General features: G+C 62.6%; 16 protein-coding genes. 4 read left to right on the forward strand and 12 right to left on the reverse strand.

Annotated elements, in window-relative coordinates:
- Positions 1–62 precede the first annotated feature (62 nt).
- Both GYH35_RS34720 and GYH35_RS31445 read right to left on the reverse strand, forming a co-directional pair.
- Complete coding sequence (locus tag GYH35_RS34720; RefSeq protein WP_202624904.1) at positions 63–302, reverse strand: hypothetical protein; 240 nt, start codon at positions 300–302, stop codon at positions 63–65.
- A gap of 49 nt (positions 303–351) precedes the next feature.
- On the reverse strand, positions 352–1101 hold the full coding sequence (locus GYH35_RS31445) for an OBAP family protein (RefSeq protein ID WP_161815511.1): 750 nt from the start codon (positions 1099–1101) through the stop codon (positions 352–354).
- A gap of 166 nt (positions 1102–1267) precedes the next feature.
- Here GYH35_RS31445 and GYH35_RS31450 point away from each other — a divergent pair, with 166 nt between their 5' ends.
- Complete coding sequence (locus tag GYH35_RS31450; RefSeq protein WP_161815512.1) at positions 1268–1579, forward strand: DUF2934 domain-containing protein; 312 nt, start codon at positions 1268–1270, stop codon at positions 1577–1579.
- 55 nt (positions 1580–1634) lie between these two features.
- On the opposite strand, the gene GYH35_RS31455 is transcribed toward GYH35_RS31450, so the two are convergent.
- The 3 genes from GYH35_RS31455 to GYH35_RS31465 form a co-directional block, all read right to left on the reverse strand.
- A complete protein-coding gene (locus GYH35_RS31455) occupies positions 1635–2234 on the reverse strand; it encodes a DUF4142 domain-containing protein (protein WP_161815513.1) in 600 nt (199 codons plus the stop codon).
- 11 nt (positions 2235–2245) lie between these two features.
- Positions 2246–3604: a cytochrome B6 gene (locus GYH35_RS31460; RefSeq protein ID WP_407700239.1), complete on the reverse strand. Its 1359-nt coding sequence runs from the start codon at positions 3602–3604 to the stop codon at positions 2246–2248.
- Between the two features lie 87 nt (positions 3605–3691).
- Positions 3692–3868, reverse strand: a complete 177-nt coding sequence (locus GYH35_RS31465) for a hypothetical protein (protein ID WP_161830471.1) — start codon at positions 3866–3868, stop codon at positions 3692–3694.
- Positions 3869–4131: 263 nt separating this feature from the next.
- Here GYH35_RS31465 and GYH35_RS31470 point away from each other — a divergent pair, with 263 nt between their 5' ends.
- From GYH35_RS31470 to GYH35_RS31480, 3 genes are read left to right on the forward strand one after another with little or no spacing between them, the layout of a single operon-like run.
- The gene (locus GYH35_RS31470; protein WP_161815516.1) at positions 4132–5259 is read left to right on the forward strand and encodes an HWE histidine kinase domain-containing protein; all 1128 of its coding nucleotides are present in this window, start codon (positions 4132–4134) and stop codon (positions 5257–5259) included.
- Entirely contained in the window at positions 5256–5666 is a 411-nt protein-coding gene (locus GYH35_RS31475) for a response regulator (RefSeq protein ID WP_161815517.1), read from the forward strand. The genes GYH35_RS31470 and GYH35_RS31475 overlap by 4 nt, the downstream gene beginning before the upstream one ends.
- 14 nt (positions 5667–5680) lie before the next feature.
- A complete protein-coding gene (locus tag GYH35_RS31480; RefSeq protein WP_161830472.1) occupies positions 5681–6454 on the forward strand; it encodes a Crp/Fnr family transcriptional regulator in 774 nt (257 codons plus the stop codon).
- On the opposite strand, the gene GYH35_RS31485 is transcribed toward GYH35_RS31480, so the two are convergent.
- The 7 genes from GYH35_RS31485 to GYH35_RS31515 are packed head-to-tail and all read right to left on the reverse strand — an operon-like array spanning position 6414 to position 13662.
- Positions 6414–7196: a TIGR04290 family methyltransferase gene (locus GYH35_RS31485; RefSeq protein WP_161815518.1), complete on the reverse strand. Its 783-nt coding sequence runs from the start codon at positions 7194–7196 to the stop codon at positions 6414–6416. The genes GYH35_RS31480 and GYH35_RS31485 overlap by 41 nt on opposite strands.
- A gap of 10 nt (positions 7197–7206) precedes the next feature.
- Positions 7207–8346, reverse strand: a complete 1140-nt coding sequence (locus GYH35_RS31490) for a CgeB family protein (RefSeq protein ID WP_202624906.1) — start codon at positions 8344–8346, stop codon at positions 7207–7209.
- Entirely contained in the window at positions 8333–9469 is a 1137-nt protein-coding gene (locus tag GYH35_RS31495) for a CgeB family protein (protein WP_161830474.1), read from the reverse strand. The genes GYH35_RS31490 and GYH35_RS31495 overlap by 14 nt, the downstream gene beginning before the upstream one ends.
- Positions 9466–10590: a CgeB family protein gene (locus GYH35_RS31500; RefSeq protein WP_161830475.1), complete on the reverse strand. Its 1125-nt coding sequence runs from the start codon at positions 10588–10590 to the stop codon at positions 9466–9468. The genes GYH35_RS31495 and GYH35_RS31500 overlap by 4 nt, the downstream gene beginning before the upstream one ends.
- Positions 10587–11684, reverse strand: coding sequence for a glycosyltransferase family 4 protein (locus GYH35_RS31505; RefSeq protein ID WP_161830476.1), 1098 nt, complete (start codon positions 11682–11684; stop codon positions 10587–10589). The genes GYH35_RS31500 and GYH35_RS31505 overlap by 4 nt, the downstream gene beginning before the upstream one ends.
- Positions 11681–12727: a Gfo/Idh/MocA family protein gene (locus tag GYH35_RS31510; protein ID WP_202624908.1), complete on the reverse strand. Its 1047-nt coding sequence runs from the start codon at positions 12725–12727 to the stop codon at positions 11681–11683. The genes GYH35_RS31505 and GYH35_RS31510 overlap by 4 nt, the downstream gene beginning before the upstream one ends.
- Positions 12724–13662, reverse strand: a complete 939-nt coding sequence (locus GYH35_RS31515) for an MDR/zinc-dependent alcohol dehydrogenase-like family protein (RefSeq protein ID WP_161815523.1) — start codon at positions 13660–13662, stop codon at positions 12724–12726. Before GYH35_RS31515 ends, GYH35_RS31510 begins: the two co-directional genes overlap by 4 nt.
- Positions 13663–13699 lie beyond the last annotated feature (37 nt).

Raw genomic sequence — 13699 nt, forward strand, 5'->3', positions numbered from 1 at the left:
CATGCGAGGAAGCTAACCGGCCGGTTAGCTTCCACCGCGGCTCGAATTGAACAACCGCAAGATCAATCGCCCTTATCGCCCTGGCCTCGTTTGGCCTTGCGCTTCGCGCGCTTCCGACGATCGCGCGACAACGACGCGCTCACATCGTCGCTTTCCTTGAAGCGGCCCTTTTTCGACCGGCGCACATAACGCTTATCGCCGCGCGGCGCGATCAGCGTACGCTTAGCTGCCTTGCGGGTGGTCTTCTTGGTGGATTTGCTTCGAGTCGACTGCTTCTTCTTTGCACGTTTCCGGGTTGCCATGCGGGCCTCCTGTGGGTGGTCCCCTGTCATCCTGAATTGAACCCGGCATTCAGTGCGGAGTTCCCTCCGCGCGCTGCTCGATCCGCAATTGCATCACGATGCCCTTGCTCCATGCGTCGGCTTCCGGATCGATCGGCGGATAGGGAATGTCGGCGCGCCGCTTGCGCAGTTCGGCACTCGACACGTCCAAACGCCGGTCGCGGTCGTCGATCATCTGCTGGTTCGCCTGCCCGTCCGCGGTAAAGCCCATCATCAACATCGGCGTTCCCAGCGGCAGTGCGTTCTGCTGGTCCGTGTGCCAGGTATGCCAGGTCTTGCCGTAAGTACCCGCGATCTTCGTCATCAGCTCGCGCTCGACAACTTCCGGGATCCCCGGCGCCACCAGCGACCCCGACCGCACCTCGTGCACGTGGCTATGCCACAGATGTTTCTCTTCCGGCGGCAGCGTGGCGAACAACTTCGCCGTGACGATGTATTCGACGCCCATGAGCTTTGCATCGTCGCCGTTGCCATCGAAGATCACACACTGAATCAGATCCTCGTTGAGATGCCCGCAGTAGTGATGGGCCTCCATCTGCGCCTGCATGTTGCCGTTGTAGAAGTGAAAGCCGTCGAGGTAGGCGTTCAACTCGCCGAGCGGCGCCTTGTTTTGCAGCAGATTCGCGCCGGACTCGAGCATCTTGGTTTTGGCGACCGGCTCGCTGCCCGGCGGCGCGACCTTCGAGCTCGTGTTCTCTCCACCGCAGCCGGCAAGCGTCGCGCTCGCGATAACCGTGCACACCCAAATTCGCTTGCTCATCGGCAGCCTCCACGCATCGCAGCGCGCAATGCTGAAACATCGTTTAGCGAGGGATCCGATTCGATTCCGCCGCGTTTCCCACCCACGGATCCGATCCGAAGCGGAAGAATATAGGCTCACTGCCAGGTTGTTCCCGTCCAGCACCGTGTTTCTCGGGGGAGTCACCATGCGTCCGGCAAGAAAATCGTCCTCGGAACATGTCGTAAAAATCGATCCCGCACTGAACCGGCCCGCCAACGCGGATGAGAGCGTGCCGGAAGCTTTAGTACCCGATGTCATCCACACGAACGTGCAACGAAGCGCCCCGGATACTCCACAGACACGCTGGCAGCGCATCGCGCGCCGTGCCTATGAGTTGGCGCAGCAACGCGGCTTCGCGCCGGGCGCGGAGCTCAGCGATTGGTTGCGGGCAGAGAAAGAGATCGACGTGGCCGACCAGCAAAGGGCGGCCGCGCCGGAGAATCAGCTGACCGGCTAGCACGATTCAAGTCCGACTCGGGGCTCTCTGCTCGCCAAAGAGCCCCTGCGGAGCGTTACCGCTTCGAACCTGCGCCCTGCGTCAGCATCGCGTAACTCTCCTTGGCGTGCTCGAGATGAGCCATCACCTCGGGCAGCGTCTCCATGGAATATTTTCGCAGCGCCTCGTTCTGGCCGGTGCTGATATGCCACTGCAGCAGATTGGCCGTGCGCTGGTGGTCCTGGATCTGCGACGAGATATACGCGAGATCAAAGGTCTGACCCTGCGCCTTGTTCAGCTCGTTGCGCACGCTCTGGTGCTCGGCATCCAGATTCTTCGGCAGATCCGGCTGCATGCCGCGGCCCAGCTTCATCAGCTGCTGGTTCGACTTGGAGTGCACTTCCACCATGCGATCGGCGAATTCGCGCACCGCCGGATCGGTCGCCTTCTTCTGCGCGATCTTGCTCAGCTCCACTTCCGCCTGGCCGCCCAGCGCCGCCTGACGCACGAACAACTTGTCCTGCGTGTTCGAGCCTTCGGGCGCTGGTTTCGCCAGCTCCTTGCCCTCGGTATCGGGAGACATGCCGGCGGGATTGGCGCCCTCTTGCGCGAAGCTGCCGGAGGCCAGCAGCACGCAGCTGCCGGCCAATACCAAAACTGATAGATGTCGTGACATTTGACGTCCTCCTACAGCGCCAGCAGGTAAGCGACCAGCGAATCCTTCTCGTCCGCGGTGAGCTTCAGCCCGAGCACCAGGTTGAAGTACTCGACCGTATCCGCGAGCGTCATCAGGCGACCGTCGTGCATATACGGCGGCGAGTCCTTGATACCGCGCAGAGTGAATGTCTTGATCGCGCCGTCCGGCATCGCGACCTGATCGTTGAACACCTGGCCCAGCTTGTAGAAGCGCTCCGCTTTCAGGTCGTGCATCTGGTGATCCATGAACGACTCTTGCGGAATGTGGCAAGTGGCGCACTTGCCCTTCTCCATGAAGACCTTTTCTCCGGCCAGCTCCTTCGCACTGGCCTTGCTCGGATCGAGCCGACCCAGCGGATCGAGCTTCGGCGCCGGCGGGAAGTCGATCATGTTCTGCATCTGCGCCATCAGGGCGACCTGGTTGGGTCGATCCGGCAGGTGCACGCCCTTGCGCGTGGCGCTGACGTGATCGCCATTGAAGTACGCGGTGCGCTGCTCGAACTCGGTGAAGTCTTCGACCGAGCGCAGCGAGCGTTTCGAGCCATGGATCTGCTGATTGAACATGCCGCGCAGGCTGGTGGTATCGAGACGGAAGCGCGAGGCCTGCGGGCGCACGTCGGGCGTCAGATGGAACGCCGCGTTGGTGTGAAAGTTGGCATGGCAATCCAAGCACGCGACGCCGTCGCTCTGCTCGGCCACCTTTCGATCCTCGGTCTGGTTGAACTCTTCCTGCGGGAATGGCGTGAGCAGCAGACGCAGGCCTTCGATCTGCACCGGCGTCAGGACGCCGACCACCTTCGCGTAATAATTGCGAATGGTCAGCAGCTGGCCGCCGCTGATATCGCCCAGATCCGGCCGGTTGATCAGAAAGATCGGCGCCGGAAATTCCGGCGTCAGGTGATCGGGCAGATCGAAATCGACGTCGAAGCGCTTGAGATTGCGATCCTCGGCATCGCCGATGGCTTTGATCTGGTTTTCCGGGAACACCTGTCCGCCCGTCAGGTGCTTGACGTGGGGCAACGGCATGAAGCCCGCAGGAAACAAACCTTTCGCCTTGATGTCGTCGGGCGTCATGTTCGCCAGCGAGTCCCAGCTCGTGCCGGAGCGCAACTTCACGCGCACGCCTTCCTGCACGCCTTTGCGACCGCCGGACATCTTCACGCCCTGCATGGGCCGATCCGACATGTCGTAGCGCTCGTTGAAAAGGCTCTGCTGGCGTCGCTGCACGGCGGGCTTCGCGCCCTCATCGTTTCGCCGGACTACATCCAGCGGCAACGTTGGCAACGGACGGTAAGTGGCATCGGGCGGCAGTGAATCGGCGAGCGTGCCGCCGCCAGCAATGGTTGCCATCGTCGCCAGACTAAGCAGGATCTTCGATTTGCGCATGGGTCGGCTCCGTGCAGCGGGTGCTTGCATGATTACTGGATTCCTCGCTCGTTATTGAGGCGCTTGAAACGTTCCGATCAGCTCGCCATCCGGATTGAATGCGAGCGTGCGATTCGGATGCTGGCCGCCATCGGGCGGGCACATTCGGTGTCGGTTGGAAAAATTATCTTTAGGCGAAAACGCGCTGACGAACATTCCCAAACAAACAACGCCAGCCTTGTTTCGCATGCTCGTCTCCGTGCACCTGATGCGAGGACGCAAAGTCCGGCGTCCCCACAAAGTTCCTCAGCTGCGATTCACCGCAGTGAGAGGCGCCATCGCAGCCCGGTCGCATTTACAAGATTCCGCGTGCGTGGTCGATTCACTTATGTATTGAGGGAACGGCGGCCGAGCGGGGACCAAAATCGGAGGTTGAGCCGTTTAGTGGCAAACGTGCCCGGCGGCGCTTACCGAATTACTCATTGGCGGATGCGAAGCAAGAGATCCGTGTCATGACCTCAGCTCGTCCGGACCTAGATCTCTCCCGCCGTCTGAACGGCGGGCTCAAGCGCATCGCGTCCGCTCATGGCATCGATGCGGTATTGCACGCGACCGCGACGGCCGCGCGGGAGTTGGCCAATGCGGCTGGACTTTGCGCCGTGCCTAACCATCAAACACATTGCGTGATATCGATTCCCGAACGCGGCACCGTGAGCACATTGAACGGCAACTCGGCTCTGCAGCGCTTGATAACGGGCGCGGTTGCGGCCGGCGAAGCCATCGTGCAGCACCGTCCATTCATGGAAGTGGAACTGCCCTCGGGCCAGCGCTTGCTGGCCGAAACCCTGCTGACTGTGCCGGTAGGCGCCGACTCCGGTTATCTCGGATTGGCGTTCTTCTGGCGCGACGGCCTGACGCCGACAGACGCGCAGATGACGTTGCTACCGGGGCTGGCGTGGACCAGTTGCCTCGCTCTGCGGGCCCAACAGCACGAAAGGCAGTTGCTGGAAAGCCGTCGCGAGCAGCAATTGCAACTTGCCGAGATCGAGCATCGTGCACGCAATGTGCTCGCCACGGTGCGCTCCATCATCCGACGTTCGGGGCAGACTGCCGAATCGTCCGAGGATTTCGCGTCTCACCTCGAGGCGCGCATCAGTGCATTGGCGCGCACACAAGGTGCATTGACCATCGATCAGCATTCCGGTCCGGAGCTGGAAGACTTGATCCGCGCCGAGTTGACGGCGAACGCCGTTCGGGACAATCAGTTCAGCATTGCCGGCCCGTCGTGGCGCCTGGCGCGTCGCGCGGCCGAAACGATGGCTTTGACGCTGCATGAGCTCACCATGAATGCGATCAAGTTTGGCGCATTCACCGTGCCTGACGGGCGGCTCTCGGTGAGCTGGGACATCGACACGAAGCCTGCGCCGACATTGCGCTGGCGCTGGGTCGAGTCGAATATACACATCCCGCGGACGGCCTCGCGCCGTCGCGGCTTCGGCAGGGAGTTGATCGAGCGCCTGCTGCCCTATGAGCTTGGCGCCGTCACGCGCTACACCCTTGACGACGGCGGTGCGCAATGCGAGATCGATCTACCGATCAACGAGCGCACCGCTATCGACGTCGGCCGGACATTGCCATGAGACCCTACCCTGTCGCCGAGAACCAGCTGTCGCTCGCGGGGCTGCGCGTGCTGGTGGTCGAAGATGACTATTTCATTGCCGAAGAAGTCTGCTCCACCCTGCGCGAGCACGGTGCGGAGATTGTTGGCCCCTCGCCCGACATCGAGCGCGGCCTGCAACTCGTCAAGAACCGCGAGATCGATTGCGCCGTGCTGGACATCAATCTGCAAGGCGACCTCGCTTTCGGCCTCGCCCACGAACTGCGTCGGCGCGGGGTGCCGGCGATTTTCGCAACCGGCTACGACGTGTCGGTATTGCCCAGCGAATTCAGCAGTTTCGTGCGGCTGGAAAAACCGGTGAATCTGCGCGCGTTGCTGCAAGCGGTGCAGTCCGCTGGCGCTCGCGGACGAGCGCTGCGGAAAAGTTGATGATGGCTACGCTCATGCCTGAAGCCCGCCTCATTCACCTGTTGATCCGCAAGCTCGAAAACTTCGCGGAGCTGACGGAGGAAGAGAAAGACGCCCTGTACGAAGCGGCCGGGCCGGTGCGAGCGTATGGCTCGCACGAGGACCTGATCCGTGAAGGCGATCATGCGCACGGCGTCTCCGTGATCGTTTCGGGGTTCGCCTGCCGGCACAAGATGCTGCCCGACGGCCGGCGCCAGATCATCGGCTACTTCCTGCCGGGCGACATGTGCGATGCGCGTGTGTTCATTCTGAAGAAAATGGACCACACCATCAGCACGCTCGCTCCCTCATCGGTGACCACGCTGTCGCGTGAGTCCATTCTGGAGATCACTTCGCGCCATCCGCGTCTGACCCGAGCGTTCTGGTGGAACACCCTGGTGGAAGAAGCGATCGGACGCCAATGGCTGGTGAGCATCGGTCAACGCACCGCGTTGGAACGCGTCGCGCACTTGTTCTGCGAAATCTACGTGCGGCTGCAATCGGTCGGGCTCGCGACGCCGGAAGGCTGCGAGTTGCCGGTCACGCAGTCCGAGCTGGCGGACACCGTCGCGCTCTCGACTGTGCACGTCAATCGCACGTTGAAAGAGCTGCGCCGGGTCGGGCTGGTCTCGATGAGCAGCAAGTCGCTGGTCATCCATGACTTCGCCGGCCTGCGCTCGCTGGCCATGTTCGACCCTGGCTATCTGCACCTGGAAGGCGAAGGCCTGATCAAGGACCGTTACAGCCACGGGCTGTTGAAATCGCTGTGATCCGCGCCAGGTCGCGAGTCGATTCCTCCGGCACTCGCACCGGGCCGCAAACATAGAACTCATGCTCGGGCCGGGCGATCACTTCGAAACCGGCCGAACGTAACAGCGCCTCGACGCAACTGGCATTTGGCACCCACCAGTTGCTGTCGTCGTCGGCAACTCGATGCTCGACGAAGGCCATCTTGGGCCACGCTTGCTCGAGCATCAGCTCGCGGCGATTCAACGGCACATCCGGCGGCGTCACGTCGCGCGCAGGGCCGGGCAGGGTCATGCTTTGAAACACCATGAGTCGCTGCGTAGCCCGCCGCACCAGGTCGAGCGCCAGCGTCGGATAGCGCAAGTGATAGAACACGCCGGTGAACCACACCATGTCGTAGCGCCGCTCCGACCCGAGCAGCCCATAAACATCGCCTTCGACGAACTCGACGCGGTCCTTTAAATCGAATTCATGCGCAGCCCAACACGCCTGGCGTACATACATCGGTTCGACATCCACCCCGAGCACGCGCGCACCGCGCCTCGCCAGCTCGAAGCTGTAGAACCCGGCATTGCAGCCGATATCCAGCACCGACCATCCCGACAGATCGTCCGGGATCGCCGCCGCGACGTGTTGCCATTTGAAACTTGGAAAGTCGCCGAAGGGATGATCGGGTGACGTCTGGGTGCCGTCCGGCAAATGCAGATTGTGAAACCACGGCCCCAAGCCCGCGATCTGCTCGCGCACCGAGCTTTGTAACGCCATCGTCGAGCCCTCAATGCGCAGCGAAAGCACGCTCGCCGGATGTTCCGGCGATCGATGGCAGCGGCTTGCGAACCGCAGACCCACGCGCAGCGCTCAGGTAACTTTCCAGCTCTTCGGCACGGTGCACGCTGCTGTGTTCGGCACAGATGCGCTCACGCGCGGCAGCGGCCATCTGCTCAGCTTCGGCATCGCTCACGTTCTCGAGGATTTCCGTTACGTCGCGTGTGGAATCCGCCAGCAGGACTTCCTTGCCCGGCTCCAGCAATTCATCGATGCCGACCCACTCATCCGAAATGATCGGCGTGCCGCAAGCCGCCGCTTCGAACAAACGCACGCTGGGTGAGTATCCGGCCTTGCGCATATCGGCGCGCGTGAGATTCAAGGTGAATCGCTGCCGGCCGTAGAACAGCGCATGCGAGCCGGGAGCCATGTGATCCACGCGCTGTACGTTCTTCGGCCATACCAGATCATCCGGATACTGCGCGCCGACCACGGCAAAGCGCCGCTTTGGCAAGCGACGCGCAGGCTCGTTCAGTAATGTTTCGAGGGCCGGTTGTCGGTCCTCGCTGTAGGTGCCGAGGTAGCCGAGCTCAATGTCACGATGCGTGCCGGTGGGCTGATACTGATCGACGTCCACACTGCAATACAACGGGCGCGCCGATCTGGCGCCGAACTCCCGCTCCAGGCGCTCCAGGATCGGGCCGCCCGTGAAGCTCAACATCAGATCGAACTCTGGAACCTGCGCAGCGCGCAGATATTCGCAGCTGTCATCCTGCAATCGCGCCACCGTCACGGGCGTATCGATGTCGTAGAACGCCTTCACGCCGGTGGCGTGATCGAGCACCCAATCGCAGACCTGCCGCCCCTCGTCGACGTAAGAGCCGACGATCACAGCGGCGGCGGCGCGCAGCCGCGGAGTGTATCTGGCACGCAGCTCATCGACGTCCAAATACAGACGCGACTGGCAGTACGGCAGGATGGGAGCATCGCGATTGCTGGCGTACCACGGCTGATCCCGCTCGAGGAACAGAACTTTGTGACCGAGCCGGTGCAGGCCGCGAATCAACGAGCGATAAGTGGATGCGTGCCCGTTGCCCCACGACGAGGTGATGGACAGGCCGATGAAGATGATTTCGTCAGAGCGCCGCACGGTGCACCTCCTCGTCATATCTGGCCGGCACGGCGCGGCGGGATAGCTGCTCCACCAGCAATTTCTTTACTTCTATCGCGCGATGCTCATAGGTGTGCTCGCTCAGCAGATGCCGGCGGGCGCGCTCCCCCATGCGCCTCGCCTCGCCTGGAGTGAGCGCAGGCAAGACGGCCGCAACGTCCTCACCGCTTTCGACACGCACGACCTCCTTCCCAGGCTCGAGAAACTGCTCCAGTCCCTGCCAGGCATCGCAGATCAAACAGGCGCCCGCGCCGGCCGCTTCGAACACTCGCGTCGGCGGTGAGTAACCGACCTGCGCCATGCTGTCACGATTGATATTGAGGACCGCGAGCGTGGAGCAATTGAAAGCGTTGTGATCGCGCGTATAGACGTGACCCACGTAGTCGACGTTGTCGGTCAGCGCCACGTTGCGATCCCAACCCGAGCCGCCCAGCAGGAATTTCTTATCACGCAGCAAGGCGGCAGGTTTCAGAAAGAACTCGCGCACGCGGGCCTCGCGATCGGGCAGTCGGTTGCCGAGAAATCCCAGCGCGCCGCTGAATCTCGGGTCCGGTTGCACGGGATGATGGGTCGTCGGATCAAGCGCGTTGTAAATAGGAACGCAGCGGCGCGCCCCAAAGTTCGAATATTCTTCAACCACGGGCGGTCCGCCGCCGTAGGTCAGCACCAGGTCATAGTTCGGCACTCGAGAACGGAATGGATCCGAGGCATCGGCTCGCATGCGCTGCAACGTAGCCGGGGCATCGACATCCCAAAACACTGTCAGATTCGAAGCACGCCGTAGCCGCGGCACCTCGGCTTCCAGTTCCTCGTCGAACACACCGACGCCGCTGGCCTTGACGACGATGTCCGCATCTCGCGCCTGTTCGAGCACGGACTGCAAACCATCGGGCGTGGCGGGATAGATCACCACCTTGGCCCAACTCGGATCGGGCATGTCCCGGTGCTGCTGACGGCCGAAGGCGTCCGGCTCGTAGAACGTGACATCGAAACCGCAACGATCCAGGGCGCGGATCATGCCGCGGTAATAGGTCGCCGCACCGTTCCAATAGGCCGACACCAGGCTCGAGCCGAACATGGCCAATGTTACTTTCGCGGTCATGACAGTCCTCCTGCCGCCGAGCGCGGCAAGGCAGCCGTCTGCAGCGTCGTCAAAATCTTCAACAGCTCATCGACTCGATGCGCGCAGGAATGCCGGGCTTGAATCGTTTCCAATCCATGCCGCACCAGACTCGTCGCGAGCTCACGGTCATTGAGAATCGCCCGGAGATGACGCTGCATCTCGTTGCTATTGGCCGCCACCAGGTAATCGACATCCGGCCGGAATAGATTCTCCGAGTCGAGCCACGGCGCACTGACCAACGGAATGCCGCACGCCAAGGCTTCGAACATGCGGATCGTGGGAATACCGTGCAGTTGGCGAGCGTAGGTCTGCCGGGGCACATGCACGGTGCAGCGATGACGAGCAAACACTTCCGGCACGCGATGATTCGGCAGCCAGCCTCGATACGCGATTCCGGCTTCGCGTAGCGACTGCAGCGCATGCTCGGGATAGCGGACGCCGTGCACCGCTGCCTTCAAGCCCAACCGTCGCGTCGGCTCGATCAGATACTCGCGCAGCTCGGCGCTGCGCTCGTCATCGCCCCAGTTACCGATCCAGACGAGATCCGCGAGGTCATCGGCAACCGCCAATGGAGCGAAACGTCGCAGGTCGGCAGCTTCGTGCCACACCCAGCTTTGCGCCGCCCAACCGTGACTTGTGTACTGATCCGCGACCGCCTGACCGAACGCGAGCACGCCGTCGTAGTGACGCAGGTCCAGCGTCCCCATCGCCGACGCGTCGGTGACGCTGCGATGGTGGGTGTCGTGGAACAGTGCCGTGCAGCCGTGCCGGCTGGCGCTCGCGCCGAGCCGCTCGATCAAGCGTGGATCGTTCCACTCGTGAACGATGACCACATCGGCTCCCTCCAGCACTGCATCTAGATCCAGAATCGCAGCGTCGAAAAATCTGCTGCTCAGCTCGGGAAACGTCACGTAAAAATCGGTGAGCGCGCCCTCGCCTCGCTCGGCGAGCAGATTCGTCAAGCTCCAGCCCGCCTCGGGCTCGTAAACCTCCACCGCATGTCCGCGATAAAGCAGCTCGCTGACAATGCCACGCAGGAAATGAGCGTTGCCGTGATTCCAATCCGAGATCAGCGAGTGATAGAACAGGACGAAGTTCATGCGGCGGTTCGCTCCCCATTCTCGTGCTTGTGAAGTAGCGCTCGATACGTCTCCAGATATTCCGCCGCAGTTGACTCCATGCGGTAGTCCTTGGCCCGCACTCTCGCCGCTGTTGCCAGCTCTTGTCGGCGCTCTGGATCGGCGAGGAGCGTGTCCAGCTTCGCGCGCAGGCTTCGGGCATCGCGCGGTTCGAAGAACACAGCCGCACCATTCCATAGTTCGCGCAGTGTCGGGATGCCGGCGAGCACGAGCACGCATCCGGCGCTCGCCGCTTCGACCACGACCAAGCCGAACGGCTCATAAAGCGCGGGATGCACGAATATGCTGGCCCGATGCATCCACTTGTGAACTTCGAGACTTGGCAGCGCGCCGACAGCCCGGACTGCGCATGGCGTGAAAGCCTGACCGTCCGGCCCTGTGACGCTGCCGATGACGTATGCACTCCACCGCGCGTTCCGAGCAGCATCGTCGAGAACGCACAGGTTCTTCGAAGCATCCCAGGGGCGCCCGCACGCCAACACAATGGACTCACGTGAGACATTGCAACTGTAAGCAGGCGGTGCTCGTCCGTTCCTGATAACGCGGGTCGGCGGCGTAAAGGCATAACATGCAGCGAGCTGCTCGAGAAACGCCGCTGTTGGAGCAACCACGATGTCGGCGCTGTTCAGCCCGGTGGCGACGCGGCCGCGATATTCGTTCCACCGTGCCGGCGGCGAGCTGCCATACACCGCTTGCCACCAGGTCCATACACACGAGTGCGCCACGCAAACGACGGGTTGTGTCCACGGCAGCGCTGCATGCGAGTAGCCATTGAGGTGGATGACATCCACTGCATTCGATGCAGCCAGGTCGAGCAGCCATTCGCCCGCCGCATCGACATCGGCCCAAGGAGCGGCCATCCATTCCAATCGATAGTCCGACTCCACGAGTTGTACGTTGCCAAGCGCTGCGGCGGCGTTGCGCTGTTCGCCGCTCGGACGCGGCCCCATGGTCGCCAGCACCACATCGACACCGTGTCCTGACAGAGCCGAGCACAGGTCGAGCGCATATGTCCACACGCCGCCCACCGCATCGGCTGTCATCAGGAGCTTCATGCTCGATAGACCTCCTCGATGAGGGCAGCGCTGCGAACGATGTTCTCGGCTTCGGCATCGAAGCGCTTGCTCACATGCAACTGCCGCAGCCATGCCCGCAGCGCCCGCGTTCCCCAATCGTCCCGCGACGTTCCGAGTTGCTCGCGCTCCGTGCCGTGAAATAAATGAACGTCGAAGTCATAGAAGGAGCCATCGACGTTGCGCCATGAAGCACCGCCGCGCGTGCCCGCGATTTCCATCCGGATTTGCGCCGGCTGGCCGATGTGCGCATACCAGGAGCAACACAGCCGCACGATCGCGCCATTCGCCTGGATGAACTCGGCATAAGCGAGGTCCTCCAGCTCGCCGGCGCGGCCTTGCACCGGTTGCCCGTGAGCGAACAATCGGCTGCGCACCCGCTCCGTCGGCGGCATGCCCTGTACCCACAGCGCCAGATCGAGCAAATGCACGCCGAGGTCCAGCAAACAACCGCCACCGGCAAGTGCGGGACTCTTGCACCAGGACTTGTCAGGTCCGTACGCATTGTGGAAAACCGCGCTGATCGCGATCACCTCGCCGATCTCGCCCGACATCAGCCGACGCCGCAACTCGCGCATGCCGGTGATGTAGCGATAGCAGAAGTCGATGCCGAGCAGACGATCGGCAGCACGGGCCGCCGCTAGCACCCGCTGTACATCGCTTAGCGTGGTCGCGAGCGGCTTCTGGCAGAACACTGCCAATCCGCGCTCCAGACAAGCGATGGCTTGATTGGCATGTAGACCATTCGGCGTCGCGATCACGACCGCGTCCAGATCTTCATCGAGCAACTCATCGACGTCCGGACTTACAGAGGCGTCTGGATGAACAGCAGCGGCCGCGCGCAGCCGATCGGCATCGCTATCGACCAGAGCGGCGACTTCGATGGCGCTGCTGTCGGCGGTCAACGCGTCGAGTCGTTTGCGCCCGATCCATCCCAGGCCGACGAATCCAAGCCGCGGCCGAGCATGAGCAAGTCGCGATGCTGGGATCGCCGATTGGGTCGGCACTTGCAAGCGCGCGCTCACGGAGCGCCCTCGTTGAGCAGCAACGCTTTGACGAAACCGTCCGGGCGGTCCCGCATCAGCTTGAAGCCGAGATCGAGCGAGCCCAGCGATACGGTATGCGTCAACAACGGGAACGGATCGAGCCGGCCTTCCAGCGCCGCTTGAATCGCCTTCTGCACCCCGTCGACGTAGCGATCCATGGAGCGCTCGTGCGCATTGATGACATCCAGGCCGCGCCAGTTCCACTGCTGCATATTCACCTGGCGAGGCCCGTCCTGGTGATAGCCCGCGATGATGAGTCGGGCGCGCTCGGCCGCAATGTCGCTTGCGAGATCGAGACCCGATTGCACACCCGACACCTCGATCACCCGATCGAAGCCCCGGTGGCTGGTGAGCTGCAGGGCTCGCTCGGCATCGTGGCCATCGTCTTTCGTGGCGATGATGTCCTCCGCCTCCATCGTCAGCGCGAGCTGCAACGCCCACTCCCGATGCGACAGCACCACGACGTGCGCACCGGCGTCGGACGCCAGCTGTGTCAGCATCAAACCGATGAAACCGCCCCCTACGACCGCGACCGTCTGGCCGCTGTGAATGTCACTGCGCTCGAAAATATTCATCACACAGCCGAACGGCTCGCCGGGAAACGGCTCGCCGTCCAGTTCCTCCGGCAAGGGCACGACACAGTCACGCGCGGCGACGTCGTACTCGGCATATGCGTGGCCGGACATCAGCGCGACGCGTTGCCCTACCTCGAGATCGTCGACGCCGGCGCCGACTGCATCGACGATGCCCCAGCCCTCGTGCCCTGGCGAACCTGCCTCGAGCGGATATTTGAACCACTCACGCCCTTCCCACACCGGCAGGTTGGAAGCACAGATGCCGCAGCCCTCCAGCATGACACGCACCTGGTTCGCGCCCGGCTCAGCCATCCTCACCTCGCTGATGCGCGTGGTCATGGGTCGAATCAATGTGGCTGCGTGCTGCGATCCCCTC

Source organism: Steroidobacter agaridevorans (assembly GCF_009932555.1).
Classification (GTDB): domain Bacteria; phylum Pseudomonadota; class Gammaproteobacteria; order Steroidobacterales; family Steroidobacteraceae; genus Steroidobacter; species Steroidobacter agaridevorans.

Excerpts from the sequence above, each read along its gene's own strand:
- GYH35_RS34720 (WP_202624904.1), bottom strand. The coding sequence starts at position 302 with ATGGCAACCCGGAAACGTGCAAAGAAGAAGCAGTCGACTCGAAGCAAA.
- GYH35_RS31445 (WP_161815511.1), bottom strand. The coding sequence starts at position 1,101 with ATGAGCAAGCGAATTTGGGTGTGCACGGTTATCGCGAGCGCGACGCTT.
- GYH35_RS31450 (WP_161815512.1), top strand. The coding sequence starts at position 1,268 with ATGCGTCCGGCAAGAAAATCGTCCTCGGAACATGTCGTAAAAATCGAT.
- GYH35_RS31455 (WP_161815513.1), bottom strand. The coding sequence starts at position 2,234 with ATGTCACGACATCTATCAGTTTTGGTATTGGCCGGCAGCTGCGTGCTG.
- GYH35_RS31460 (WP_407700239.1), bottom strand. The coding sequence starts at position 3,604 with ATGGCAACCATTGCTGGCGGCGGCACGCTCGCCGATTCACTGCCGCCC.
- GYH35_RS31465 (WP_161830471.1), bottom strand. The coding sequence starts at position 3,868 with ATGCGAAACAAGGCTGGCGTTGTTTGTTTGGGAATGTTCGTCAGCGCG.
- GYH35_RS31470 (WP_161815516.1), top strand. The coding sequence starts at position 4,132 with ATGACCTCAGCTCGTCCGGACCTAGATCTCTCCCGCCGTCTGAACGGC.
- GYH35_RS31475 (WP_161815517.1), top strand. The coding sequence starts at position 5,256 with ATGAGACCCTACCCTGTCGCCGAGAACCAGCTGTCGCTCGCGGGGCTG.
- GYH35_RS31480 (WP_161830472.1), top strand. The coding sequence starts at position 5,681 with ATGCCTGAAGCCCGCCTCATTCACCTGTTGATCCGCAAGCTCGAAAAC.
- GYH35_RS31485 (WP_161815518.1), bottom strand. The coding sequence starts at position 7,196 with ATGGCGTTACAAAGCTCGGTGCGCGAGCAGATCGCGGGCTTGGGGCCG.
- GYH35_RS31495 (WP_161830474.1), bottom strand. The coding sequence starts at position 9,469 with ATGACCGCGAAAGTAACATTGGCCATGTTCGGCTCGAGCCTGGTGTCG.
- GYH35_RS31500 (WP_161830475.1), bottom strand. The coding sequence starts at position 10,590 with ATGAACTTCGTCCTGTTCTATCACTCGCTGATCTCGGATTGGAATCAC.
- GYH35_RS31505 (WP_161830476.1), bottom strand. The coding sequence starts at position 11,684 with ATGAAGCTCCTGATGACAGCCGATGCGGTGGGCGGCGTGTGGACATAT.
- GYH35_RS31515 (WP_161815523.1), bottom strand. The coding sequence starts at position 13,662 with ATGACCACGCGCATCAGCGAGGTGAGGATGGCTGAGCCGGGCGCGAAC.